Here is a 22,849-nt window from a genome sequence, read left to right on the forward strand (position 1 = left end):
CGCCCGCGGTCCCACCACCCTGCACGACCCGCACGACCGAGACGGAGCACCATGGCCAGCACCACCGAGTGGGTCGCGGGCGCGCGCCCGCGGACCCTTCCCGCCGCCGCGACGCCCGTCATCGTCGGGTCCGGCGCCGCGGCCCAGGTGGACGGCTTCGCGTTCTGGCCCGCGCTGCTCGCCCTCGGCGTCGCGCTCGCGCTCCAGGTGGGCGTGAACTACGCGAACGACTACTCCGACGGCGTGCGCGGCACCGACCTCGACCGCGTCGGCCCCATGCGGCTCACCGCGACCGGCGCCGCGCGACCCGGGCAGGTGCGCGCCGCGGCGTTCGGCGCGTTCGGCGTCGCCGCCGTGCTCGGGCTCGTGCTGTGCGCGGTGACCGGCCACTGGTGGCTGATCGCCGTGGGCGCGCTCGCGATCCTCGCGGGCTGGTACTACACGGGGGGCCGCAACCCCTACGGCTACCGGGGCCTGGGCGAGGTCGGGGTCTTCGTGTTCTTCGGTCTGGTCGCCACGCTCGGCACCACGTACACGCAGGCGGGCGTGGTCACGTGGCCGTCGGCCGTCGGCGCGGTCGCGGTGGGCCTCCTCGCGTGCGCCATCCTCATGGTGAACAACATCCGCGACATCCCGACCGACGTCGTCGCGGGCAAGCGCACGCTCGCGGTCCGGCTCGGCGACTTCCGCGCCCGCAGGGCCTACGTCGCGATGATCTGGATCCCGCTGCTGCTGGCGGTCGTGTGCGCGTTCGCGTCGCCCTGGGCGCTCGGCACCCTGGTCCTCCTGCTGCCGGCCGTGCTCCTCACGCTCCCGGTGATCGCGGGCGCGCGCGGGCCGCTCCTCGTGCCGGTGCTCGCCGGGACCGGGCTGTTCGAGCTCGCGTACGGCGTGCTGCTGGGGGTCGGGCTCGCGCTCTGAGCGTCGGCAGGCCGTGCCCCGGCGGGCTCAGCGGGCCGACGACGTCCCGGGCTGCTCGGTCGGCGCCGGGTCCGTGCTCGGCGCCGCCGCGCCCTCCTCGCGGTCGAGGGCCGCGTCGAGGGCCGCGTCCTCGGCCGCCGCGTCGTCCTCGATCTCGCGCGAGAACCGCTCGCCGGTGCGCGCGCGGTGCTCGGCCCGCGCGGCGAGGTAGCGCGACGCCGCCTCGCGGGGCCGGCGCAGGGTCAGGTACGACAGCATGAGCGCGACGACCGCGGCGACGAGGACGAGCAGCCAGCCCCGGAGGCCGGCGAACCAGAGCACGCCCAGCGCGGCGGCGAAGAGCAGCAGACGCAGGACGGAGTAGACGACGACAGGCACGACTCCAGGGTACGGCCCGTAGGCTGGAGCCATGCTTCGCGTGCTGCTCCCCCTCATCGCCGTCGGCCTCGCGGTCTACGCGCTCGTCGACCTCGCCTCGAGCGACGAGGAGGAACGCGGCGGCATCCCCAAGGGGCTGTGGATCGTCCTCATCATCCTGCTGCCGTTCCTCGGCCCCATCGCCTGGATCCTCGTCAAGCGTGCCGCGTCGCGCTCGGGCTCGCGGTACGCGGGCGGCCGCCCGTCGGGCGGCACGTCGAACGGCGGCACGCGCCGACGCCGCAACGCCCCCGTCGCGCCCGACGACGACCCCGAGTTCCTCTGGCGGCTCGAGCAGCAGCAGCGTCGCCAGGCGCGGGACGAGGCACCTTCGCCCGCGACGGACGACGCTCCCCCGGCGGCCGGGGACACCACGGAGGACGGCCGGACCGAGGACGAGGGCGACGCGCGCCGTCCCGGGGCGAGCAACGGCTCCGACGACGGCGACGACACCGCCCGCTGACCGTCGGCCGGGCCGCGCCGGAGCACGCGCGAACCTAGACTCGACGCATGCCCGGTCTGGAGCGCACCGTCGTCGTCGCCGCCCCGCCCGAGCGCGTCTGGGAGATCGTCACCGACGTCGAGCGCTGGCCCGGACGGATCCCGACCGTCGAGGCCGCGGAGCGCCTCGACGACGGGCCACTGGCCGTCGGATCCCGGACGCGGTTGCGCCAGCCCAAGCTCCCCGAGGACGTGTGGACGGTCACCGACCTGGTCGACGGCTCGTCGTACACGTGGGAGTCACGGTCGTCGGGCGTCACGGTGACGGCCGCGCACGTCGTCACGCCGCACGGCGACGGGAGCACGCTCGCGCTCACGCTGACCGTGTCGGGTCCGATGGCGTGGCTCGGCTGGCTCATGACGCGCTCCCTCACCGCGCGGTACGTCGAGACGGAGGCCGCGTCGGTCAAGCGGGCCGCCGAGGCCACGACGCCGTAGCCGCTCGCGCCGCGACGGACGCCCGGTCAGTCGCCCGGGTTGAGGCCCGAGTACGAGTGCTTGCCGTTGAACAGCAGGTTCACACCCGTGAAGTTGAACAGCACGCACGCGTAGCCGACGATCACGAAGTACGCCGCCCGGCGCCCGGACCAGCCGCGGGTCGTGCGGGCGTGCAGGTACGCCGCGTACACGATCCAGACGACGAAGCTCCAGACCTCCTTGGGGTCCCAGCCCCAGTAGCGGCCCCAGGCGTGCTCGGCCCAGATCGCGCCACCGATGATGGTGAACGTCCACAGCACGAACGCGACCGCGTTGAGGCGGAAGCTCAGGGCCTCGAGCTGGAGCGGCCTCGGCGTCGAGTCGAGCCAGCGCCAGCCGCGCGCGCCGAGGAACGCGTTCCCGGTGTCGCGCGAGTCGCGCAGGAGCTGGAGCACCGACGTGACGAACGCGACGGTGAAGATGCCCGTCGCGATGATCGCGACGCCCACGTGGATGACGAGCCAGTAGGACTGCAGCGCGGGCTGCACGCCGGTCGCGGCCACGAAGAACGCGTTCTGCGCGAGCACGAGGAAGAGCACCGCGAGGCCGGTCACGAACGAGCCGAGGAAGCGCACGTCGCGCTTGAGGGAGACGCCGAGGAACACCGCGAGGGCGACGAACGCGCCGACGAGCGTGAACTCGTACATGTTGGCCCACGGCGTGCGGCCCGCGGCGATCCCGCGGGTGACGATCGCGACGAGCAGCAGCGCCGTCCCGAGCCACGTGAGCGAGATCCCGATGTTGGCGGCCTTGCGCGACGGCTCGGGCGCGGCGACGGGTGCGGCGTCGACGGCGTCCGGCGCGTCCGGGCCGTACGGCGAGGCGGACGCCGCGCCCGCGCCCGCGAGCACCTCGGCGCCGGGCGCCTTCGCGTCCGCCCGCGCCTCGGCCCGCTCGTCGTCGGCGCGGCCCGCGAGGCGCGCGAGGTCGATCGCGAACGCGACGAGCGCGACGGTCAGGGCAGTCGCAGCGGCCCAGACGAGGTCCTGGCTCAGCTCGGCTACGGTCATCGGTCAGCCTTTCGTGCGCGGTCGCGCGGTCGGGTCCTGTGCGGGACGCGCGGTGGAACGGGTGCGGTCGGCCGGTGCGCGTCCCGGCGACGAGGTGAGGTCACCCTCACCCGATGGTGCCACGCCCGGGAGCGCGGCGAGAAGCGAGTCCACCTCGCCCTGGAGGCCGGCGTCGTCCCCGCGGGCGAGGCCCGCGACGGCGACGACGGTGCGCTCGCGCGGGGCGTCGTCGCCCGTACCGGGCACCTCCTCGCGCCAGGCGCGTACCCACACGCGGCGGCGCGGGGTGAACAGCGAGACGGCGAGCCCCGTGAGCGCGCCGAGCGCGAACACGAGCACCCACGTGAGCGACGGGTCGTGGCGCAGGTCGAGCGCGACGTAGCGCGGCAGCGAGTCGAACGTGATCGTGCCGAGACCGTCGGGCAGGTCGACCGTCTCGCCCGGGGCGACGAGCAGCTTGACGCGCTCGCCGTCCTCGTCGACCGACGGCGTGAGGTCGTCGGTGTCGAGGCGGTAGACGTTCTGCGGCAGGCCCTCGTCGAGGCCGAGGTCGCCGCGGTAGACCTCGAGCACGAGCAGCGGGTTGATCGGCTGCGGGTACACCGACGCCGCGGTCTCGCCGTCCTCGCTGAGCTGGGCCGTCGGGAGGAAGTACCCGACGAGGCCGATCTGGTCGAGGCCGGAGGACACGTCGGGCACCTTGATGACGCCCCGCGAGGTGTACATCGTGTCCTCGGGCAGGAACGGCACGCGGCCGGAGAACGCGACCTCGCCGTCGGCGTCGTGCACCGTGACCTCGGGCGCGAACCCGTTGCCCTGGAGGTAGATCTTGGCGCCGCCCGCGGTGAGCGGGTGGTTGACCTTGATGGTCTCCTCGTGGGTCGTGCCGTCGGGGTCGCGCACCGTGACCGTCGCGGTGAAGTCGCGCGACTGCGCGAACGCGACCGAGTCCTGGGCGAACTCCGACTCGAACGCGTCGAGCGTCATCGAGAACGGCACGAGCGACGACGGCCGGAACCACGCGCCGTTCTCGAACGTGTCGTAGTCGACGACGGCGTTCGCGAACCCGCGGCCCTCCGTGACGATCGCCTGGCCGCGGTAGTGGAGGAGCTGGCCCGTCGCGACGGCGACCAGGAGGCCGACGAGCGAGAGGTGGAACAGCAGGTTGCCGGTCTCGCGCACGTAGCCCCGCTCGGCCGACACCGTGCGCGCCGCGGGTCGCGCGGCGGCGCGGCCCCGCGCCGGGGCGGCCTCCTCGGCGCCCGTGTCGACGCGGAACGTCGGCAGCCAGCGCAACCTCCCGCGCAGATGGGTGCTCGCGGCCGCGACGACGTCGTCCGGCGACGCGTCGGTGACGGCGCGACCCTGCGCGGGGAAGCGGTCGAAGCGCCGCGGCGTGCGCGGGGGCCGCGTGCGCAGCGCCTGCCAGTGCGCCTTCGTGCGCGGCAGGATGCACCCGACGAGCGAGACGAACAGCAGGATGTAGATGGCCGAGAACCACACCGAGGCGTAGACGTCGAAGAAGCCGAGCCGGTCGAGCCACTCCCCCGTCGTCGGGTTCTCCTGGAGGTAGCGCAGCACGGCCGCCGGGTCCTGCGGGCGCTGCGGCAGGACCGACCCGGGCACCGCCGCGACCGCGAGCAGCATGAGCAGCATGAGCGCGACGCGCATGCTCGTGAGCTGGCGCCACGTCCAGCGCAGCGTTCCTCGCCATCCGAGCCTCGGGAGGGCCGGGCCGCCGTCGCCTCCTGCGCCGCCCCCACCACCCGACGGCGTCCGGTCCCCCGGGCCGTCGCCCGCGGAGAACGCGTCGTCGATGCCCTCGGGGCGGTAGCCCGTCGGCGTCGTCGGACGCTCTTCTGACCTCTCGGCCTGGCCGGTGCGCTCGGTCATCTCACACCACCGTCACGTAGCCGTCGATCCAGCCCTGCATGGTCGACGTCCACGTCGTCCACAGACCCGTGACCAGCGCGAGGCCGATGAGCACGAGCAGCCCGCCGCCGATCCGCATGATCGCGAGACGGTGCCGGCGCAGGAAGCCGAGCATGCGCTGCGAGCTCTGCAGGCCGAGCGCGATGAGCAGGAACGGCACACCGAGACCGAGGCAGTAGGCGACCCCGAGGATCGCGCCACGGCCCGCAGAGGCCTCGTTCAGCGACAGCGACTGCACGGCGACGAGCGTCGGACCGAGGCACGGCGTCCAGCCGAGCCCGAACACGATGCCGAGCAGCGGCGCTCCCCACAGCCCGGCCTGAGGGCTCAGGTGCAGGCGCCGCTCGCGCTGGAGGAACGGGACCGCGCCCATGAAGGCGAGCCCCATGAGGATGACGACCACGCCCAGGACGCGCGTGATGACGTCCTCCCAGCGGACCAGGTGCACGCCGATCGCGCCGGCCGCGACCATGAGGGCGACGAAGACCAGGGTGAACCCGGCGACGAAGAGCCCGACTCCCGCGAGGACCCGGCCGCGGCTCGGCGCCGCGACCCGGGTGGCCGTCGTCGTCCCCCCGGACGTGCCGCGCCCGCTCCCGGCGTTCGCCGCGGCCATGCCCGAGACGTAGCCGACGTAGCCGGGCACGAGCGGCAGCACGCACGGCGACGCGAAGGAGACGAGCCCCGCCAGGATCGCCACCGGGACCGCCAGCAGCATCGACCCGCTCCAGACCGTCGCGGCGAACGTGTCGCCGACGCTCGTCGCGGCCGCCGCGGGGAGCGCGGCGGCGGGGACGGTGGCGGCGAGGGACGCGAGGGTGACCACGGTCAGCCGGCCGCCTCGTCCTCGTCGAGCACGTCGTCGACGAGCGCGTCCAGGGTCGAGCCCTCGGCGAGCCCGATGACGCGCGCCGCGACGCGGCCCTCGCGGTCGAGCACGACCGTCGAGGGCACGGCCTGGAGCGGCACGGTGCCGGAGAGCGCCGCGACGACCTCGCCGCTGCGGTCGTCGATCGACGGGTAGGGCACCTCGAACCGGCGCTGGAACGCCTGCGCGGCGCCCGCCTCGTCGGTCGTGTTGATGCCGAGCACCTGGACGCCGTCGTCGGCGCGGTCGTTCGCGAGCGCCACGAGGTCGGGCGCCTCGGCGCGGCACGGCGCGCACGCGGCGTACCAGGTGTTGAGGACGACGACGTCGCCCAGCCAGGCGCTGGTGTCGACCTGCTCGCCCTCGTAGTCGGTGCCGGTGAGCGCGACGACGTCGCCCCGCTCGCCGGCGTCCCAGGTGCGGACCGAGCCGTCGCCGGAGACGTAGCCCTGCCCGACGACGTCCGTCGTCGCGCCGGAGTCCTGGGCGCACGCCGCGAGGCCGAGCGTCGCGGCGACCGCGACGCCCGCGGTCAGCACGCGACGGACGGGCGGGAGGGCGCGCACGGCACGCGCGCGCGAGCTGGCGGTCACAGCGTCATCACGGGAGGCACCCTGCCCGGGGTTCCTGGACGCCACCTGAGAGACGTGACCTCCGCCACTCCCGAACGGGACGGTTCGGGCGCCGGGGCCGCGGTGCCGAGGACGGACATGACCGACGTCACGCCCCCGCGACGGTCGCGGCGCCCGGGAGGAGGTCGGCGACCGGCTCGGAGTAGTGCAGGCCGACGAGGCGGTCGTCCTCGAAGTGCAGCGACGTGAGCGACGCGAGCGAGCACTGCCGCTTGCGCGGGTCGTGCCACAGGCGGCGGTTCTCGAAGCTGAGTCGCGTGAGCCACACGGGGAGCTGGTGGCTCACGAGGAGGGCCTCGTGGCCCGCAGCCTTGTCCCGGGCGTCGGCGACCGCGGCCCGCATGCGCGCGACCTGCTCGGTGTACGGCTCGCCCCAGGACGGCCGGAACGGGTTCCACAGGAAGCGCCAGTGCTGCGGGTGGCGCAGCGACCCGTCCCCGACGCCGAAGGTCATCCCCTCGAAGTGGTTCGCGGCCTCGATGAGCCGGTCGTCGGTACCGAGCTCGATGCCGAACGCCTCGGCGGCCGGCGTGGCCGTCTCCTGGGCGCGCTGGAGCGGCGACGCGACGACGACGGTGAGGTCCGCGCGCGGGCGCGACGCGCCGTCGGGACCGGGCTCGCCCGCGAGGTGCGCGGCGACGCGACGGGCCATCTCGTGGCCCCGCTCCGAGAGGTGGTAGCCGGGGATGCGGCCGTAGAGGACGCCGTCGGGGTTGTGGACCTCGCCGTGGCGCAAGAGGTGGACGATGGTGGAGACCATACGCACCAGTGTCCCGCACTCCGGGCTCTGACCGGCACCTGCGGGCCGACGACTCCCGGGGCGACCCGGGTCAGGAGTCGCGGTCCGCCTTGCACGCCTCGGCGACCGCGGCCATCGCCTCGCCGAGCGCGCGGAACTGCTCCGGCGTGAGCACGTCGACCATGAACCGGCGCACGGCGGCGACGTGCGCCGGCGCGGACGCCACGAGCACGCGGTAGCCCTCGGGCGTCATCGCGCAGTTGACCCCGCGACGGTCGCCCGTGCTCGCCGAGCGCCGCACCAGGCCGCGCGCCTCCATGCGCGCCACGGTGTGGGTGACGCGGCTGCGGGACCGGGCGAGCCCGTCGGCGAGCGCGGACATGCGCAGCGTGTGGTCGGGGCTCTCCGAGAGCCGCACGAGCAGCTCGTACTCGTTGAGCGAGACGTCCGACCGCTCCTCGTGGTCGCGCCCCAGCGACTCGATGAAGCGCACGGTCCCGTCGAGGTAGGCGCGCCACAACCGCTGCTGCTCGGCGTCGAGCCAGCGAGGCTCCTCGCCCGCGGTCGCGGTGGTGCTGCCGGTGGTCGTCGTCGGCTGGGCGTCGACGTCGTTGCTGGTCATAGGTCCTCGGGCGCTCGCGGACAGGTGGCGGTTCGGGGGCGGAACCTCGCGGAACATTCTTCCACCCCACCGGGAATAGACGGATCACCCCCTGCTGTTGATACGCTCGTACGAAGTTGAACCTTCAACCAAGTTCGGTCCTCCGGGACCCACGACCCCTCAGGAGCACCCATGGCCACGCCGCTGCCCGCCGGGCTCAACGCCGGTACCTACGCCCTCGACTCGTCCCACTCGCAGGCGGCCTTCACGGTCCGCCACGCCGGCATCTCCAAGGTGCGCGGCACGCTCGCCATCACGGCCGGCACGATCTCCGTGGGCGACGACCTCGAGTCGACCTCCGTGACCGCCGAGCTCGACGCGGCGTCCGTGAGCACGGGCGACGCGAACCGCGACAACCACCTGCGCAGCGCGGACTTCTGGGACGCCGAGAACAAGCCGACGTGGAGCTTCGCGTCGACCAGCATCTCCGGCGACGGCGACGACTTCGTCGTGGCGGGCGACCTGACCATCAACGGCGTGACCAAGCCGGTCGAGCTCGAGACCGAGTTCGCGGGCACCGCGACCGACCCGTTCGGCAACGCGCGCGCCGGCTTCGAGGCGACGACGGAGATCTCCCGCAAGGAGTTCGGCCTGACCTGGAACGCGGCGCTCGAGACCGGCGGCGTGCTCGTCGGCGACAAGATCAAGATCGCGCTCGACGTCTCGGCCATCAAGCAGGGCTGACGACCGACTCCCGGGACCCTTCCCCGGGAACCCTCTTCCCCGGGAACGCCTTCCCCGGGACACTGCACCACCGGCAGGGGTGCCGCCCGAGGGGCCGCGTGCACCAGCACGCGGCCCTTCGTCGTTCAGCGGTCCTGCGCCTCGGCGAGCGCGCGGGCCTGGGAGTGGAACGCGAGGATCTGGAGCTCGCTGCCGACGTCCACGCCGCGCACGTCGACGTCCGCGGGCACCTGGAGCGCGCGCGGCGCGAAGTTGAGGATCTCCCGCACACCGGCCGCGACGACGCGGTCCGCCACGGACTGCGCGTGCGCCGCGGGCGTCGCGAGGACCACGATCGACACCTTCTCGCGCTCCACGACCTCCTCGAGCGCGTCGACGTGCTCGACGACGAGGCCCGCCGCCCGCGTCCCGACGACGTCCGGCGACGCGTCGAGGAGCGCCGCGACGTGGAAGCCGCGCTGCTCGTACCCCGAGTAGTTCGCGAGCGCGTGCCCCAGGTTGCCGATCCCGACGATCGCGATGCGGTGCTCGTCCACGAGCCCCAGCGCCTCGGTGATGTACTGGGCGAGCGAGTCGACGTCGTACCCGACGCCGCGCGTGCCGAACGAGCCCAGGAACGACAGGTCCTTGCGGAGCTGCGCCGGGCCCACGCCGGAGAGCTCCGCGAGCTCGACCGACGACGTCGTCGCCACCCCTCTCGCCACGAGGTCCCGCAGCGCCCGCAGGTAGGACGGGAGCCGCGCCACCGTCGCGCTCGGGATACCCGGCGCCGTCACCTCACCGACTACCTGCTCAGCCACCCGTCACCCCGTCGTCCCTGGGACCGTCCTCGTCGACGGTCACGCTCCACCGGGAGGAATCATCCCAGGTCCGCGCGCGCCGCCGAAATCCGACCCACCGCACGCGCGAGCCGGCGGGCGTCGACCCGCCAGAAACCCTGCTGGACGCCGCCGACCGTCACGACCGGGACGTACTCGCCGTACTGCTCGCGCAGGGCCGGGTCCGCGTCCGGCGCGTCGACGTCCACCTCGGCCCACGCGACCCCCGCCTCGGCGCACACCGCCTCGACGACCGTGCGCGCGTCGTCGCACAGGTGGCACCCCGCGCGGCCGTAGAGGAGGACGGGAGGGACCGGGGCGTCGGAGGTGGTCACGACTCCCAGGGTACGAGGGACCCGCCCCCGGGAGGGTCCGGAGACCGCCTAGAGTGGGGTCATGGCGACGTCTTCCGGTCCGGGCCCCGTCCCGACCCCCGGGTCGACGGACCCCGAGGACGCACCCGCCGCCGCGCGCACCCCGCCCGCTCCCGCGCACCGCACCGCCGCGTTCTTCGACGTCGACAACACGATCATCCGTGGCGCGTCGTCGTTCCACCTCGCCCGCGCCCTGTACCAGCGGCAGTTCTTCTCGACGCTCGACATCGTGCGCTTCGCCGTCCACCAGGCGCGCTACCTGCTGTTCGGCGAGAACAAGCAGCAGATCGACCGCATCCGGTCGCGCGCCCTCGCGCTCATCGCCGGGCGCTCCGTCGCCGAGGTCACCGCGATCGGCGAGGAGGTGTACGACACCGTCCTGTCGCTGCGCATCTACCCCGGCACCCGCCGCCTCCTCGACGAGCACCTCGCCGCCGGCCACCAGGTGTGGCTCGTCTCCGCGACCCCGGTCGAGATCGGCGAGCTCATCGCCCGCCGCCTCGGCACGACCGGCGCGCTCGGCACCGTCGCGGAGCACGAGGACGGCTTCTACACCGGCCGCCTCGTGGGCGACATGATGCACGGTCGCGCCAAGGCCGCCGGGGTGCGTGCCCTCGCCGAGCGCGAGGACATCGACCTCGCGGCGTCCTCCGCGTACGGCGACTCGCTGAACGACGTCACCATGATGGAGACGGTCGGGCACCCGTGCCCGATCAACCCCGACGCGCGGCTGCGCCGCTACGCGCAGGACGTCGGCTGGCCCATCCGCGAGTTCCGCGGCAGGCGGCGCCGCGTCGCCCGCAGCAGCGTCCGCACCGCGAGCTGGGCGGGCGCCGCCTGGGCCGCCGCCCTCGTCCTGCGCTCGGTCCGCCGCGCCGTCGACCGCCGCATCGCCCGCCTCTGACCACCCCGCTCCCCGAGCCAGCACCCTCGTCCCCGCAACGGAGAACCCGGGTCACGCGAGGTAGACCCCTGCTCCGCCGAGGTAGAGCCCCGGTCCGGCGAGGTAGAGGCCTGGTCCGGCGAGGTAGAGGCCTGGTTCTAGTGCCCGACGGCGTGGGGCTGGGTGGGGTGGGCGGGGTCTCACCCGGGTCGTCGCGCACCTCGGGCCACTGCTCGCGGTGCTCCCTCACCCGTACCGCCAGGGCCCGGGGAGGGGCGACCGACCCAGGGAGGCGAACCACCGCCGTCGGGCACGACCGGGGCTCTACCTCGTCCAACCACGGCTCTACCTCGGCCAACCGGGGCTCTACCTCGGCCGACCGGGGCTCTACCTCGGCCGACCAGGGCTCTATCTCAGCCGACCAGGGCTCTACCTCGTGCGACCGTCGGAGACGCGTCGAGCCCGGTCCCCTCGGGAGGGGCCGGGCTCGACGGCGGGTCGGCGCGTCAGGACGCGCGCGACGTCACTTCTTGTTGCGACGCTGGTGACGCGTCTTGCGAAGCAGCTTGCGGTGCTTCTTCTTGGCCATGCGCTTGCGGCGCTTCTTGATGACGGAGCCCATACGGTCCTCGCAATGCTCGAGCGGCGTGTCGGTCGGCGACCGGTCGACCGGCCGCGTGTGGTCCACGGTTGATCGGGGCGCCCCGGCGACCACGAGGGCGCCGCGAGCCGACCAACACGAGAGAAATCCGCCCCCTAGACTACCCGCTCGCGCTCGTGCCCCGGTACGCCGACGGTCGCGGAGGCCCGCGCGCGCTCCCGCGAGGGCGGTCAGGGCGACGACCTCAGTCGAAGTGCGGGTCGAGACCGAGGAGCGGGAAGACGGCGCGGCGCGTGGCCGCGACGGCGCGGTCGACGTCGTCGTCCGGGTCGTAGCCGCCGCTCCATCGCCGCACGTCGACCGGCGGGCCGAACGCGAGCGGCGCGTCGAACCCGGCGACCTCGGCGACGCGGGCGCGCCACTCCTCGGGCAGCGGCTCCCCAGGGGCCACGGGGCGGTGCACGACCTCCCCCACGACGGCCGACCACACGAGCGGCACGACGCGCGCGATCGCGTACCCGCCGCCGCCGAGCGCGAGCCACCGTCCGCCCGTGAGCTCGTGCGCGAGGTCGTGCACCCACCCCAGGGCGGTGCGCTGCGCGTCGACGGACACGTCGAGGTCCGACAACGGGTCCTCGCCGTGCGCGTCGCACCCGTGCTGGGTCACCAGGACCTCGGGCCGGAACGCGCGGAGCACGGGCGGCACGACGGCGTCGACCGCGCGGAGCCAGCGGGCGCCGTCCGTGCGGCGCGGGAGCGCGACGTTCACCGCGGTGCCCTCCGCCCCCGCGCCCCCGACGTCGGTCGGGTGACCCGTCCCCGGGAAGAGCGTCGCGCCGCTCTGGTGGACGGACACCGTGAGCACGCGCGGGTCGTCCCAGAACGCCTCCTCCACGCCGTCGCCGTGGTGCGCGTCGAGGTCCACGTAGGCGACGCGCGCGACGCCGTCGTCGAGCAGGCGGCGGATCGCGACCGCCGCGTCGTTGTAGACGCAGAAGCCCGACGCCGCGCCCGCCTTCGCGTGGTGCATGCCCCCCGCGACGTTCACCGCGTGCCCGACGCGGCCGGCGGCGATCTCCCCCGCCGTCTCGTACGAGCCCGCGACGATCCGGGCGGCCGCCTCGTGCATCCCGGGGAAGACCGGGTCGTCCTCGGTGCCGAGCCCCCGGGCCGGGTCGGGCGTCCCGTGCTCGGACGCCGCGCGCACGGCCGCGACGTACTCGGGGTCGTGCACGAGCTCCAGCACGTCGTCGCTCGCGGGCTCGGGTCGCAGGACGGTAGGCGCCGCGTCGCCGCCGAGCAGACCGAGCGCGCGCACCAGACTCATCGTCAGGTCGAGCCGGGCGGGGGCCATGGGGTGGCCGTGACCGAAGTCGTAGCCGAGGAGCTCAGGGCTCCACACGACGCAGGATCCGGGCGCCGCGGCGCCCGCACCGGTGGGGGCGGGCGACGACGTGGGGTCGGTCGTGGGCATGGCTCACGGTAGCGCCCGACGCCGCGCGCCCGCCCCGACGGACCGGTCGCCGGACCCCGGTGCGGCGCGGGGGCGCCGGAAGCGGCATGATGTCCCGGCGCCGGAGCGGCGACATGACGGGGCACCGGGCCCGTGGCAGAGTGACGCGAGTGGTGAGGGAGGCTCCATGCCGACGAGCATGACCGGGCGCCTGTTCAAGGGGCGGGAGATCGTCGACCGCCTCGCCCGGCAGTCGCCCGCACGCCTCGCCGTCACGGTCTTCGCCGCGGTGATCGCCGTCTTCACCGCCCTGCTCATGGCGCCCTGGGCGACGGCGAGCGGACGGGCGGCCCCCTTCGTCGACGCGTTGTTCACCGCGACGTCCGCCGTGTGCGTGACGGGCCTCGTCGTCGTCCCGACCGGGACGTACTGGTCGACGTACGGGCAGGTCGTGATCTTGCTCGGCATCAAGATCGGCGGCCTGGGCGTGATGACGCTCGCGTCGATCCTCGGCATGGCCGTGTCGCGACGCATCGGCCTCACGCAGAAGCTCCTCACGGCGTCCGAGACCAAGACGACGCGGCTCGGCGAGGTCGGCTCGCTCGTGCGGGTCGTCATCATCACGTCGACGTCGCTCGAGCTGCTCATCGCGCTGCTCCTCCTGCCCCGCTTCATCGTCCTCGAGGAGACGTTCGGGGAGGCCGCCTGGCACGGGATCTTCTACGGCATCTCGGCGTTCAACAACGCGGGGTTCATCCCCACCGAGCAGGGGCTCGCGCCCTACGTGGGCGACTGGATGCTGTGCCTGCCGATCATCCTCGGCGTGTTCATCGGCTCCCTCGGCTTCCCCGTGATCCTCAACGTCATGCGCAACCGCAAGCGCGTGACGAAGTGGAGCCTGCACACCAAGCTCACGCTCACCACGAGCGCCGCCCTCGTCGTCGTCGGCACGGTCCTCTTCGCGGCCGTCGAGTGGACGAACCAGCGCACGCTCGGCCCGCTCGCGTTCGGGGAGAAGCTCCTCGCCTCGCTCTTCGCGGGCGTCATGCCCCGCTCGGGCGGCTTCTCCACCGTCGACACCGGCGGCATGCACGAGGCGAGCTGGCTCATCACCGACGCCCTCATGTTCGTCGGCGGCGGCTCCGCGTCGACCGCCGGCGGCATCAAGGTCACGACGCTCGCCGTCATGCTCATCGCGATCGTGTCCGAGGCGCGCGGCGACCGGGACATGGAGGCCTTCGGGCGCCGCATCCCCCGCGACACCCTGCGGCTCGCCGTCGCCGTGTCCTTCGTCGGTGCGACCGCGGTCCTGCTGTCGAGCCTGCTCCTGCTGGAGATCACGGGCGAGACGCTCGACGTCATCCTCTTCGAGACGATCTCCGCGTTCGCGACGGTCGGCCTCAGCACCGGCATCACGCCCAGCCTCCCCGACGCGGGCAAGTACGTGCTCGTCGCGCTCATGTTCGTCGGGCGCACCGGGACCATGACGTTCGCGGCGGCCCTCGCGCTGCGCGACCGTCGTCGCATCGTGCGCTACCCCGAGGAGCGCCCCATCATCGGGTGAGCGGCCCGCGCGCCGCGCCGTGCGCCGTCGAGCACCGCCACCCCCACCCGACCACACGAAAGGCCCCACCGTGACCGACCCCTTCTCCCGCGGCGCCGACCCGAGCTCCGGGCCGGCGACCGGGAAGGACGCCCTGCCGGCAGACCCCGTCGCGCGGCGCATCGTCGAGCGCGGGCGCGCCGAGCGCTCCCGCCGCGACGAGGCGAAGGCGCCACGCAAGGACGCGGGCGTGCTCGTCATCGGTCTCGGACGCTTCGGGACGGCGATCGCCGCCACGCTCGACCGCCTCGGCCAGGACGTGCTCGCCGTCGAGCGCGACCCCGAGCTCGTCGCCCAGTGGAGCGGACAGCTCCCCCTCGTCGAGGCCGACGCGTCCAACCCCGTCGCCCTCGAGCAGCTCGGCGCGCGCGACTTCCCCGTCGCGGTCGTCGGCGTGGGCACGTCGCTCGAGGCGAGCGTGCTCATCACCGGCAACCTCGTCGACATGGGCACCCCGCAGATCTGGGCCAAGGCCATCTCCGCCGAGCACGGGCGCATCCTCCAGCGCATCGGCGCGCACCACGTCGTCTTCCCCGAGGCCGACGCCGGCTCGCGCGTCGCGCACCTCGTCTCCGGCAAGCTGCTCGACTACATCGAGGTCGAGGACGGGTTCACGATCGTCAAGATGCGCCCGCCCAAGGAGGTCCAGGGCTTCACGCTCGCGCAGTCGAAGGTCCGCGAGCGCTACGGCGTCACCGTCATCGGCGTGAAGTCCCCCGGGGAGGACTTCCTCTACGCGACCCCCGAGACCCGCATCAGCGCCAACGACCTCCTCATCGTCTCCGGCCACGCCGACCTCCTGGAGCGTTTCGCAGCCCGCCCGTGAGCCGGTGCTGGGACGGTCCGGCCGAGATGTGAGAAGCGGCCCCTCCAGGCCCTGCCCGCGGCCACTTCTCGCCTCTCGTCATCACGCGGGCGGCGGACCGAGCCGATCCCCAGGAGGTCAGGACGGCGGGCGGTGCAGGAGGAACAGCCCGCGGTGGAGGGGGCGGTCGAGGCGTTGGTCGTCGGTCGCCACGTACTCGTCGAGGACGGCGAGGATGCGCCGGTCGAGCTCGGCGACGTCGTCGTCGGAGAGGTGCAGCCGGAACGCGGCGGACGTCGTGACGGCGTCGGGTCCGGCCGCGAGGGCGTCGTCGAGCGCGGCGGCGACGGGCCCGAACCGGACGTCGGGCGCGGTGCCGCGCAGGGGGTCGTCGAGCCACCAGGTCGCGCCGGTCGCGCGGTAGGGGCGCTCGAGCGCACCCCCCGCACCGGTCCGCACCTCCGCGGGCTCGAGCAGACCCGCGCGGACGAGGAGCCGGACGTGGTGGAGGGCCGTGCCGGGCGCGACGCCGAGGTGGTCGGCGAGCTCCTTGTTGGTCATCTCGCGCGTGCCGCACTGCCGGACGATGCGCTGGCGCAGGGGGTGGGCGAGCGCCTTGGCCTCGAGCGCCGTGGGAGGTCGCCGTCCGGGCACCCCGGGCGTCGTGGCGCCCGAGCCGGGCGCGGGGTCCTGGGGCGTGGGCTCGGCGCTCATGGCACCCATCGTACGTCGAGCGATCGAGATCGACCGATCGATTGGGATTTCTCGATCACTGTGCCATGCTGGGCGCCATGGTCTCCGCACCCCGCCGACGACGCCCGGCCGGCACGCCCCTGGGAGCGCCGTTCCGGCGCCTCTGGACGGCGTCCACGGTGTCCAACCTCGCGGACGGCGTGCTCAAGGTCGCGCTGCCGCTCGTCGCGGTCCGGTACACCGACTCCCCCGCGCTCGTCGCCGGGCTGACGTTCGCCCTCACCCTGCCCTGGCTCCTCTTCGCGCTGCCCGCCGGCGCGCTCGCCGACCGGCTCGACCGTCGCCGCGCGATGATCGGCGCCAACGTGGCGCGGGCGCTGCTCGTGGTCGCGCTCGCGGCCGTCGCGCTCGTGCCGGACGCCGGGAGCATCGTCGTGCTCTACGTCGTCGCGTTCGGGGTCGGCGTCACCGAGACGCTCTACGACACCTCGGCACAGTCGATCCTGCCGCAGGTCGTCCCGCGCACCGCGCTCCCCCGGGCGAACGGGCGGCTGTACGCGGCGGAGCTCACCGCCAACCAGTTCGTCGGGCCCCCGCTCGGCGGCCTGCTCGTCGCGGCGGGCGCGGCCGTGGCGTTCGGGCTCCCGGGCGCGCTCTGGGCGCTCGCCGTCGGGTTGCTCGTCGGCCTGCCCGGCTCGTACCGCCCCGAGCGCACGACCCGCACGACGCTCCGGGCCGACATCGCGGAGGGCCTGCGCTTCCTGTGGCACGACCGGATCCTGCGCACGCTCGCCCTCATGGTCGGCGGCATCAACTTCGCGAGCAACGCCGCGTTCGCGATCTTCGTGCTCTACGCCGTCGGTCCCGACTCCCCCCTGGGGCTGTCCGAGCCCGCGTACGGCGTGCTGCTCACGACGACCGCAGTGGGCGCGTTCGCCGGCTCGTTCGTCGCCGAGCGCGTCGTCCTGGTCGTCGGGCGGGCGCGCTCCCTCGCGCTGACCGTGCTCAGCACGGTCGCGCTGGTGGGGGTCCCCGCGGTGACGACGAACGCGTGGGTGATCGGCGCCGTCTACGCCGTGGGCGGCGCGGGGATCGCCGTGTGGAACGTCGTCACCGTCTCGCTCCGCCAGCGGATCACGCCCGACGCTCTGCTCGGCCGCCTCAACTCCTGCTACCGGCTCGTCGCGTGGGGGACGATGCCTCTCGGAGCGGCGGTCGGCGGCCTGCTCGGCGAGGTGTTCGGGCTGCGGAGCGTGTTCGTCGTCATGGCGGCGGTGTCCGCGGCGACGTTGCTGGGCATGCTCGTCGTGGACGACCGCGCGATGGACGCGGCGGAGCGTGCCGCCGACGAGCGTGCCGGCGTCGGGGACCAGGCGGCCGAGCCCGCGGCGGACCCCGTCGCCGAGGACTGAACCGCGCGTCCACCGCCTCGTCGCGCGGACCCTCTGCCCCGGCCGTGGTCAGGCGGCGGGCCGGTCCCTGTGCGCCCGACGGCGCAGCGCGGCACCAGCCGCGACGGCCACCCCCGCGAGGACGGCGGCCCCGACGAGCCCGGTGCCGGTCGTGGCGAGCCCGCCCGGGCGCGGGGACGCCGACGTCCCGCCGCCGCCCGTCCCGCCCGTGCCGGTGGACGGCGTGCCGCCCGGCTCCTGGGGCTCGCCCGGCGCGGCGAGGACGACGAACGGCTCGGACAGCACGTCGGCGCCGACCCCCGGGGCGACGAGGCGGACGTGGTGCTCGCCCGGGGCCGTCCCGACCGGGATCGTCGTCACGAGCTCGAACGCGCCGTCGGCGTCGGTCGTGACCGTGCCGAGCAGAACCGGCTCGCTCTCGAGCCAGACCTCGTAGGTCGTGTGCGGCGCGAGGCCGCTGCCGCGGACCACGAGCTCGCCGCCGACGACGAACGGGCCCTCGCCCACGACGACGACCCGCGGCACGGCGGGCACCTCGCGCTCGGTGATCTCGACGCTCACGCGCACGCCGTCGGCCGGGTCCGGGGACGTGGCGGCGAGGGCGGCGGCCGAGGCCGCTCCGGCGGGCACGAGGAGGGAGCCGGCGATCACGAGGGCGGCGAGCAGCCTGCGGGTGGTCGTCACGCGATGAACCTCTTCGTCCGGCCCGGGGTGGGCGCTGCTGGGTCCCCCCGAACCCGGCTGGACGAGCGTCCAGCCGCGATCATCTTGCCATCTTGGACGCCTGAACTGAACACGCGTCCAGGTTGTTCACCCGCCCGCCGCCGGCCGGACCCGGGCAGCACGAGGCTCGGCCCCCGCCGCTCCGAGGAGCGACGAGGGCCGAGCCGGACCCGGGCGGTGCCGGCACACCGCCCGGGGGTCTGTGATAACCCGCCCCGGCGAGGTAGAGGTACCCGTGCTCTCCCTCGGCGAGGTGGGGCGACGGGTCAGCCGCAGTCGAGCGCGTCGAACGGCGCGTCGACCGTGGTGGTCACCTCCTCCCCGCCGACGGCGGCGGTGGCCGTGACGGTCGCGGTGCCGGCCGGGGCCGAGGTCGCGCGCGTCGCGAACGACTGGTACGCGTTCTTGCCCGGCGCCACGTCCGCGAACGCCTTCTGCCCGAACGGCGTGGAGAGCATCACCGAGACCGGGACGTCCTCGCCGTTCGTCGCGCGCACGGCGACGTACGCCTTGCCCGCGAGGCAGCGCGGCGAGACCTCGACCGCGAGGTCGAGCTCCGGCTCGTCGCCGAGCGCGGGCAGCACGACCTGCTGGCGCACCTCCTCGTTGCCCGCCGCGTCGGTCGCGGCGAACTCGATGACCTGCGGCTCGTCGGTGAGCGCGCGCGTGAACGGCTCGGTGTAGGTGCCCCAGAACGTTCCGGGCCCCTCCCACTGGACCTTGTCCACGCCCGAGCCCGCGTCCGTGGCCGCGAGCGTGATCTCGACGCTGCTGCCGACCTCGCGCAGGGTCGCGACCGTCGCGGGCGCCACGGTGTCCACGCGGAGCTCGCGCGAGCCCGAGCCGACGTTGCCGGTCGCGTCCGTCGCGCGCGCCTCGACGGTGCGCACGCCGTCCTCGTCGATCGCGAACGGGCCGTCGTACGCGGACCACGCACCCCCGTCGACCGAGACCTCGACCGCCGGTGCGGGGTCGCGGTTGTCGGACGCCACGACCGTGACGGTCGGGTGCTGCACGTACCAGCCCGACGTCGCCGGGCCGGGCTGCGCGGTCACGGTCACCGTGGGCGGCGTCGTGTCCTCGCCCGTGTCGGGCGCGACGACGAACACGACGGCCTCGGCGGGCACGTCCGTCCCCTCGACGTCGCCGTCGACGAAGAACAGCCCGTCGGGCTCGGCGTAGTCCGCCGGGTCGACCGCGTCCCACGTCACGGGGACGCGGCTGTCCTTCGACGCGTCCTCGTACTCGGCGGTGACCGTCGCGGGGAGCGCCGGGGCCGTGCCCGCGAGCGTCACGACGCTCACGTGGTCGACCGCCGTGATCGCGCCCGGCTCGCCGTCGCGCACGTGCACCGTGCCGCTCACCGGCTCGACGAGCTCGTCCGAGGTCCCGGTGACCTCGAACGCCCCCGCGGCGGCGACGTCGTCGGTCGTGACGTCCTCCCAGTCGACCGCGACCGTCTCGACGCGACCGTCGGTGAAGATCGCGTCGATCTCGGCCGGGAGGTCGGGCAGGACGCCGACGTCCGTGGGGATGTGGACGGGCGAGTAGTCGATCGGCCCGTTCGGGTCGACCGGCTCGGGCTCCTCGACCCCGCCCGTTCCCCAGACCTCCCACTCGGAGACCCCGACGGCCGAGTACGTCGTCGCCGTGGTCTCCCGCAGCGCGTCGAACGTCGCCCGCAGACGCGTCGTGGTGACCGCGTCGAACGTCGTCTCGTTGGTCGCGAGGCGGTCGGTCGGGTAGCCGCTCGGGTGGGGGACGTCGACGAACGCGCCGGCGGCCGCGTCCCAGTACTGGAGCTTCCAGGACGCCGGGACGCGCACGTTGTCGCCGTTCGCGTCGGTGCCGTCCGACCAGAACCGGACGACGGAGCGGTCCACCGTCACCGGCGCGGGCCAGGAGTACTCGAGCCACTGCGTCGCGGGGCGGTCCCCGCTCCACGTCGCCCAGGTCGCGTCGTGCGCTCCCCCGGTGCTCACGCCGGCGCCGTCGTTCACGGCCTCGACCTTGTTCCACGACGCGGTGTAGCTTGCCTCCGGCGTGCCGATCAGCGCGACGTTCGACGACGCCTCGTCGGCCGCGGCCAGGATCTCGCCGCCGGGGCCGGAGGTCGCGGCCCACGCCCCGACGCCCGCGCCCGTGAGGGCCAGGGCGAGCGCGGTCGCGGTGGCGACCACGCGCCGTCGGGCCCGCGGTGCCGGCGGCTGGTCCCCGAGCGGGATGAGCACGGTCGAGCCCGCACCCCGCGATGAGTTGGTGCGCGCGCTCATGCCAGCCTCGCCTTCCCTGCCGTGACCAGGACCTTCTGACCGTCGCGGCGGCTCAGGAGGCCGTCCGCGGTGAACTGCTCGACCGTGCGCTGGACCTTCTGGAGGAACGCGGCGCGGTCGGCGAAGCCGCCGTCGCCCCACACGACGTCGAGGAACGTCGTCCCGTTCGCCCGCGCAGCGTTGGCGACGCCGCTGTCGAGCCCCGCGAAGACCACGCGCGGCTCGGAGCGCTCGACGTACATGTGGTACTGCGTGTCGTCGCCCGACCACGCGGGCTCGAACGTGAGGTCCCCGAGGCGGAAGTACCCGTTCCCGAGGTCCGTGAACGCGCCCTCGAGCGTGCCGTCGAGGCCCATGTGGGCGTAGAGCGACAGCTTGAGGTACTCGCGCGACGCGCTGCGCGCGAGCAGGACGGTCGGGCCGTTCTCGATGCTCTGGATCGCGGGGTTGTCGAGCGTCGGCACGGCGCGGATGCTCAGCGGCATGGTCACGTCGACGACGTCGCCCGGCGACCACGAGCGCGAGACGCTCACGTACGTCCCCGGCACGGCGTCGAGCTCCTGCTCCACCCCGTTGACCGTCACCGCGAAGCCCTTGCGCACCCAGCCGGGCACGCGCAGGCGCACGTCGAGCTGCCCAGAGCCGTTCACCGTGAGACGGGTCGCGCCGACCTTCGGGTACTGCGTCTCCTGGACGACCTCGAAGCCCTTCGCCTCCCAGGTCAGGGTGGACGCGAGGTAGAGGTTGACGTACAGCACCTCGCCGTCGACCGAGCGGAAGTAGACCGAGTCGCGGTACTTCACGTGGTTCTCGAGCCCGGTGCCGCCGCAGCACGTGCCGGTGTTGCCGTACTCGCGGCGCGTGCCCGGGTTGACGCCGTACATGTAGGTCACGTCGGGGCTCGTCGTGGACTGCGTGTTCTTCTTCGAGCCGACGACGTGGTTGAGCAGCCCGCGCTCGTAGAACTCCATGTACTTCGGGTCGAGCGAGTGGAAGTAGAGCAGCCGCGAGAGCTTGAGCATGTTGTACGTGCCGCACGTCTCGGCGTTGCGCGCGCCGATGTCGCCCGCGACCGTGTTCGGCGGGCCGAACAGCTCGCCCTCCCCGTGCCCGCCGTGCGCGTACGTGCGCCCGGGTACGACCATGCCCCAGAAGCCCTCGACGGCCTGGCGGTACCGCTCCTCGCCCGTGAGGTCGTACACCTTGAGGTACCCGGGGAACTGCGGGATGTGCTGGTTCGCGTGCTTGCCGTTGAGCGTGTCGGTGCCCGCGGCGCTCGCGTCGACGAGCGTGTTGAGGTCGAACAGCTTCGCGGTGGCGACGTAGGTGTCGTCGCCCGTGATCGACGCGATGTCGGCGAGCACCTCGTTCATGCCGCCGTACTCGCCCGCGATGTAGATGCCCCACATCCGGTCGAGCTGCGCCTGCGGCAGCACCGACAGGCGGCTGTGCACCCACGCCGCCATGGACGACGCGAGCTCGAGCGCCTGGTCGTTGCCCGCGAGGCGATAGGCCTCGAGCAGCCCGGCCATGATCTTGTGGCACGTGTAGTACGGCGCCCAGATCTCGCCGTACGGCGCGTACTTCTCGAGCTGGCTGAACTGCCACTCGCCGTAGGCGGCGAGGAACCCCGTGTGGCTGAACCGGCCCATGGCCGCGAGCGCCGTCTGGACCTCGCCGAGCCCCTCGACGATCTGGTCCACCTTGTCGCGGAACACCGTCTCGCCGGTGCTCGCGTACGCCAGGGACACCATCGACAGGAAGTGCCCGCCGTAGTGCCCGCGCAGGAGGTTCGCGGTCTGGGTGCTGGCGCGGCCGGGGTAGTCGTCGGGGCCCCACGGCTGCTCGTTGGCGTGGCCGAAGCCCTCCCAGCCGCCGGGCGCGGACGCGCCCTTCGTGTCGAGCCCCGCGTTGCGTCGGAACACCGCGAGGACACGGTCCACGGGGTACTCGCGCGCGAGGTGCAGGATCTGGTCCTGCGAGCGCGTCGCGACGCTCGGGGCGAGCGTCACGTCGGACATCGGGAACGGCTCGGCGGCCCAGCCGTCGAGGGTCACCGAGCGGTCGAGGGACCGCAGGAAGGCCCGGCTGACGGGCGGTCCGCTCGGGACCGTCAACGCCGGGACGGGGGGCGCGGCGAGCGCGCTGCCGCCGCCCGCGAGCGCGACGGCGCCGGTCGCCCCGGCGGCCAGCGCCCCGAGCCGCAGGACGGCCCGCCGCGAATAGCTGGAGTCGTGCACGTGCATGAGCTGTCGCTCCTTCTCACTCGTCGTCGAGTGGTGGAAGCGTCGTCGGCGGCAAGGAGGGAAGCCCCGCGTCCGACGCTCGTGCTGGTTTCCGCCGGCCGCCACGTCGCCGAGGCAGAGCTC

Annotated in this window: 23 protein-coding genes; 8 read left to right on the top strand and 15 right to left on the bottom strand. The window is 74.1% G+C overall.

Annotated elements, in window-relative coordinates; all coding sequences use genetic code 11:
* Nucleotides 1–51 precede the first annotated feature (51 nt).
* Complete coding sequence (locus tag ACFVN3_RS02950; RefSeq protein WP_378230397.1) at nucleotides 52–921, top strand: 1,4-dihydroxy-2-naphthoate polyprenyltransferase; 870 nt, start codon at nucleotides 52–54, stop codon at nucleotides 919–921.
* 27 nt (nucleotides 922–948) lie between these two features.
* On the opposite strand, the gene ACFVN3_RS02955 is transcribed toward ACFVN3_RS02950, so the two are convergent.
* Nucleotides 949–1,299, bottom strand: coding sequence for a DUF4229 domain-containing protein (locus tag ACFVN3_RS02955; RefSeq protein WP_378230399.1), 351 nt, complete (start codon nucleotides 1,297–1,299; stop codon nucleotides 949–951).
* Nucleotides 1,300–1,330: 31 nt separating this feature from the next.
* Between ACFVN3_RS02955 and ACFVN3_RS02960 the strand changes: the two genes are divergently transcribed.
* Both ACFVN3_RS02960 and ACFVN3_RS02965 read left to right on the top strand, forming a co-directional pair.
* A complete protein-coding gene (locus ACFVN3_RS02960; RefSeq protein ID WP_378230401.1) occupies nucleotides 1,331–1,801 on the top strand; it encodes a PLD nuclease N-terminal domain-containing protein in 471 nt (156 codons plus the stop codon).
* A gap of 47 nt (nucleotides 1,802–1,848) precedes the next feature.
* Complete coding sequence (locus ACFVN3_RS02965) at nucleotides 1,849–2,277, top strand: SRPBCC family protein (RefSeq protein WP_378230403.1); 429 nt, start codon at nucleotides 1,849–1,851, stop codon at nucleotides 2,275–2,277.
* A gap of 26 nt (nucleotides 2,278–2,303) precedes the next feature.
* Here ACFVN3_RS02965 and ccsB read toward each other — a convergent pair whose 3' ends face one another.
* The 6 genes from ccsB to ACFVN3_RS02995 all read right to left on the bottom strand — a co-directional run bounded on the left by ccsB (nucleotide 2,304) and on the right by ACFVN3_RS02995 (nucleotide 8,119).
* Nucleotides 2,304–3,326 carry a c-type cytochrome biogenesis protein CcsB gene (gene ccsB / locus ACFVN3_RS02970; RefSeq protein WP_378230405.1) on the bottom strand — a complete coding sequence of 341 codons (1,023 nt, stop codon included), beginning with the start codon at nucleotides 3,324–3,326 and terminating at the stop codon, nucleotides 2,304–2,306.
* 3 nt (nucleotides 3,327–3,329) lie between these two features.
* Nucleotides 3,330–5,219 carry a cytochrome c biogenesis protein ResB gene (locus ACFVN3_RS02975; protein WP_378230407.1) on the bottom strand — a complete coding sequence of 630 codons (1,890 nt, stop codon included), beginning with the start codon at nucleotides 5,217–5,219 and terminating at the stop codon, nucleotides 3,330–3,332.
* Between the two features lies 1 nt (nucleotide 5,220).
* Complete coding sequence (locus ACFVN3_RS02980; protein WP_378231360.1) at nucleotides 5,221–5,976, bottom strand: cytochrome c biogenesis CcdA family protein; 756 nt, start codon at nucleotides 5,974–5,976, stop codon at nucleotides 5,221–5,223.
* A gap of 110 nt (nucleotides 5,977–6,086) precedes the next feature.
* Entirely contained in the window at nucleotides 6,087–6,719 is a 633-nt protein-coding gene (locus ACFVN3_RS02985; RefSeq protein ID WP_378230410.1) for a TlpA family protein disulfide reductase, read from the bottom strand.
* A 127-nt stretch (nucleotides 6,720–6,846) separates the two neighbouring features.
* A complete protein-coding gene (locus ACFVN3_RS02990) occupies nucleotides 6,847–7,518 on the bottom strand; it encodes a histidine phosphatase family protein (protein ID WP_378230412.1) in 672 nt (223 codons plus the stop codon).
* Nucleotides 7,519–7,588: 70 nt separating this feature from the next.
* On the bottom strand, nucleotides 7,589–8,119 hold the full coding sequence (locus tag ACFVN3_RS02995; protein WP_378230415.1) for a MarR family winged helix-turn-helix transcriptional regulator: 531 nt from the start codon (nucleotides 8,117–8,119) through the stop codon (nucleotides 7,589–7,591).
* A 171-nt stretch (nucleotides 8,120–8,290) separates the two neighbouring features.
* Between ACFVN3_RS02995 and ACFVN3_RS03000 the strand changes: the two genes are divergently transcribed.
* Entirely contained in the window at nucleotides 8,291–8,842 is a 552-nt protein-coding gene (locus tag ACFVN3_RS03000) for a YceI family protein (protein WP_378230417.1), read from the top strand.
* Between the two features lie 125 nt (nucleotides 8,843–8,967).
* Here the strand turns inward: ACFVN3_RS03000 and ACFVN3_RS03005 are convergent, their stop codons facing one another.
* Entirely contained in the window at nucleotides 8,968–9,642 is a 675-nt protein-coding gene (locus ACFVN3_RS03005; RefSeq protein ID WP_205207584.1) for a redox-sensing transcriptional repressor Rex, read from the bottom strand.
* 59 nt (nucleotides 9,643–9,701) lie between these two features.
* Nucleotides 9,702–9,995, bottom strand: a complete 294-nt coding sequence (locus ACFVN3_RS03010; protein ID WP_378230418.1) for a glutaredoxin family protein — start codon at nucleotides 9,993–9,995, stop codon at nucleotides 9,702–9,704.
* Nucleotides 9,996–10,056: 61 nt separating this feature from the next.
* Here ACFVN3_RS03010 and ACFVN3_RS03015 point away from each other — a divergent pair, with 61 nt between their 5' ends.
* A complete protein-coding gene (locus ACFVN3_RS03015) occupies nucleotides 10,057–10,938 on the top strand; it encodes an HAD family hydrolase (protein WP_378230421.1) in 882 nt (293 codons plus the stop codon).
* A gap of 502 nt (nucleotides 10,939–11,440) precedes the next feature.
* Here ACFVN3_RS03015 and ACFVN3_RS03020 read toward each other — a convergent pair.
* Complete coding sequence (locus ACFVN3_RS03020) at nucleotides 11,441–11,539, bottom strand: 30S ribosomal protein bS22 (protein WP_003792170.1); 99 nt, start codon at nucleotides 11,537–11,539, stop codon at nucleotides 11,441–11,443.
* Between the two features lie 223 nt (nucleotides 11,540–11,762).
* Nucleotides 11,763–12,992, bottom strand: a complete 1,230-nt coding sequence (locus tag ACFVN3_RS03025; protein WP_378230424.1) for an acetoin utilization protein AcuC — start codon at nucleotides 12,990–12,992, stop codon at nucleotides 11,763–11,765.
* A gap of 166 nt (nucleotides 12,993–13,158) precedes the next feature.
* Here ACFVN3_RS03025 and ACFVN3_RS03030 point away from each other — a divergent pair, with 166 nt between their 5' ends.
* Both ACFVN3_RS03030 and ACFVN3_RS03035 read left to right on the top strand, forming a co-directional pair.
* Nucleotides 13,159–14,535 (top strand): TrkH family potassium uptake protein, encoded by a 1,377-nt coding sequence (locus tag ACFVN3_RS03030; RefSeq protein ID WP_378230427.1) that lies wholly within the window; start codon nucleotides 13,159–13,161, stop codon nucleotides 14,533–14,535.
* Between the two features lie 160 nt (nucleotides 14,536–14,695).
* The gene (locus ACFVN3_RS03035; protein ID WP_253055131.1) at nucleotides 14,696–15,400 is read left to right on the top strand and encodes a TrkA family potassium uptake protein; all 705 of its coding nucleotides are present in this window, start codon (nucleotides 14,696–14,698) and stop codon (nucleotides 15,398–15,400) included.
* Nucleotides 15,401–15,517: 117 nt separating this feature from the next.
* On the opposite strand, the gene ACFVN3_RS03040 is transcribed toward ACFVN3_RS03035, so the two are convergent.
* A complete protein-coding gene (locus ACFVN3_RS03040) occupies nucleotides 15,518–16,093 on the bottom strand; it encodes an ArsR/SmtB family transcription factor (RefSeq protein ID WP_378230429.1) in 576 nt (191 codons plus the stop codon).
* Between the two features lie 77 nt (nucleotides 16,094–16,170).
* On the opposite strand from ACFVN3_RS03040, the gene ACFVN3_RS03045 reads away from it, so the two are divergent.
* Nucleotides 16,171–17,484 carry an MFS transporter gene (locus ACFVN3_RS03045; RefSeq protein ID WP_378230432.1) on the top strand — a complete coding sequence of 438 codons (1,314 nt, stop codon included), beginning with the start codon at nucleotides 16,171–16,173 and terminating at the stop codon, nucleotides 17,482–17,484.
* Between the two features lie 48 nt (nucleotides 17,485–17,532).
* On the opposite strand, the gene ACFVN3_RS03050 is transcribed toward ACFVN3_RS03045, so the two are convergent.
* The 3 genes from ACFVN3_RS03050 to ACFVN3_RS03060 form a co-directional block, all read right to left on the bottom strand.
* On the bottom strand, nucleotides 17,533–18,168 hold the full coding sequence (locus ACFVN3_RS03050) for a hypothetical protein (protein ID WP_378230434.1): 636 nt from the start codon (nucleotides 18,166–18,168) through the stop codon (nucleotides 17,533–17,535).
* A gap of 305 nt (nucleotides 18,169–18,473) precedes the next feature.
* The gene (locus ACFVN3_RS03055) at nucleotides 18,474–20,480 is read right to left on the bottom strand and encodes an Ig-like domain-containing protein (protein ID WP_378230436.1); all 2,007 of its coding nucleotides are present in this window, start codon (nucleotides 20,478–20,480) and stop codon (nucleotides 18,474–18,476) included.
* The gene (locus ACFVN3_RS03060) at nucleotides 20,477–22,726 is read right to left on the bottom strand and encodes a glycoside hydrolase family 127 protein (RefSeq protein ID WP_378230438.1); all 2,250 of its coding nucleotides are present in this window, start codon (nucleotides 22,724–22,726) and stop codon (nucleotides 20,477–20,479) included. The genes ACFVN3_RS03055 and ACFVN3_RS03060 overlap by 4 nt, the downstream gene beginning before the upstream one ends.
* Between the last annotated feature and the right edge of the window lie 123 nt (nucleotides 22,727–22,849).

Source organism: Cellulosimicrobium sp. NPDC057862, from assembly GCF_042797035.1.
Classification (GTDB): domain Bacteria; phylum Actinomycetota; class Actinomycetes; order Actinomycetales; family Cellulomonadaceae; genus Cellulosimicrobium.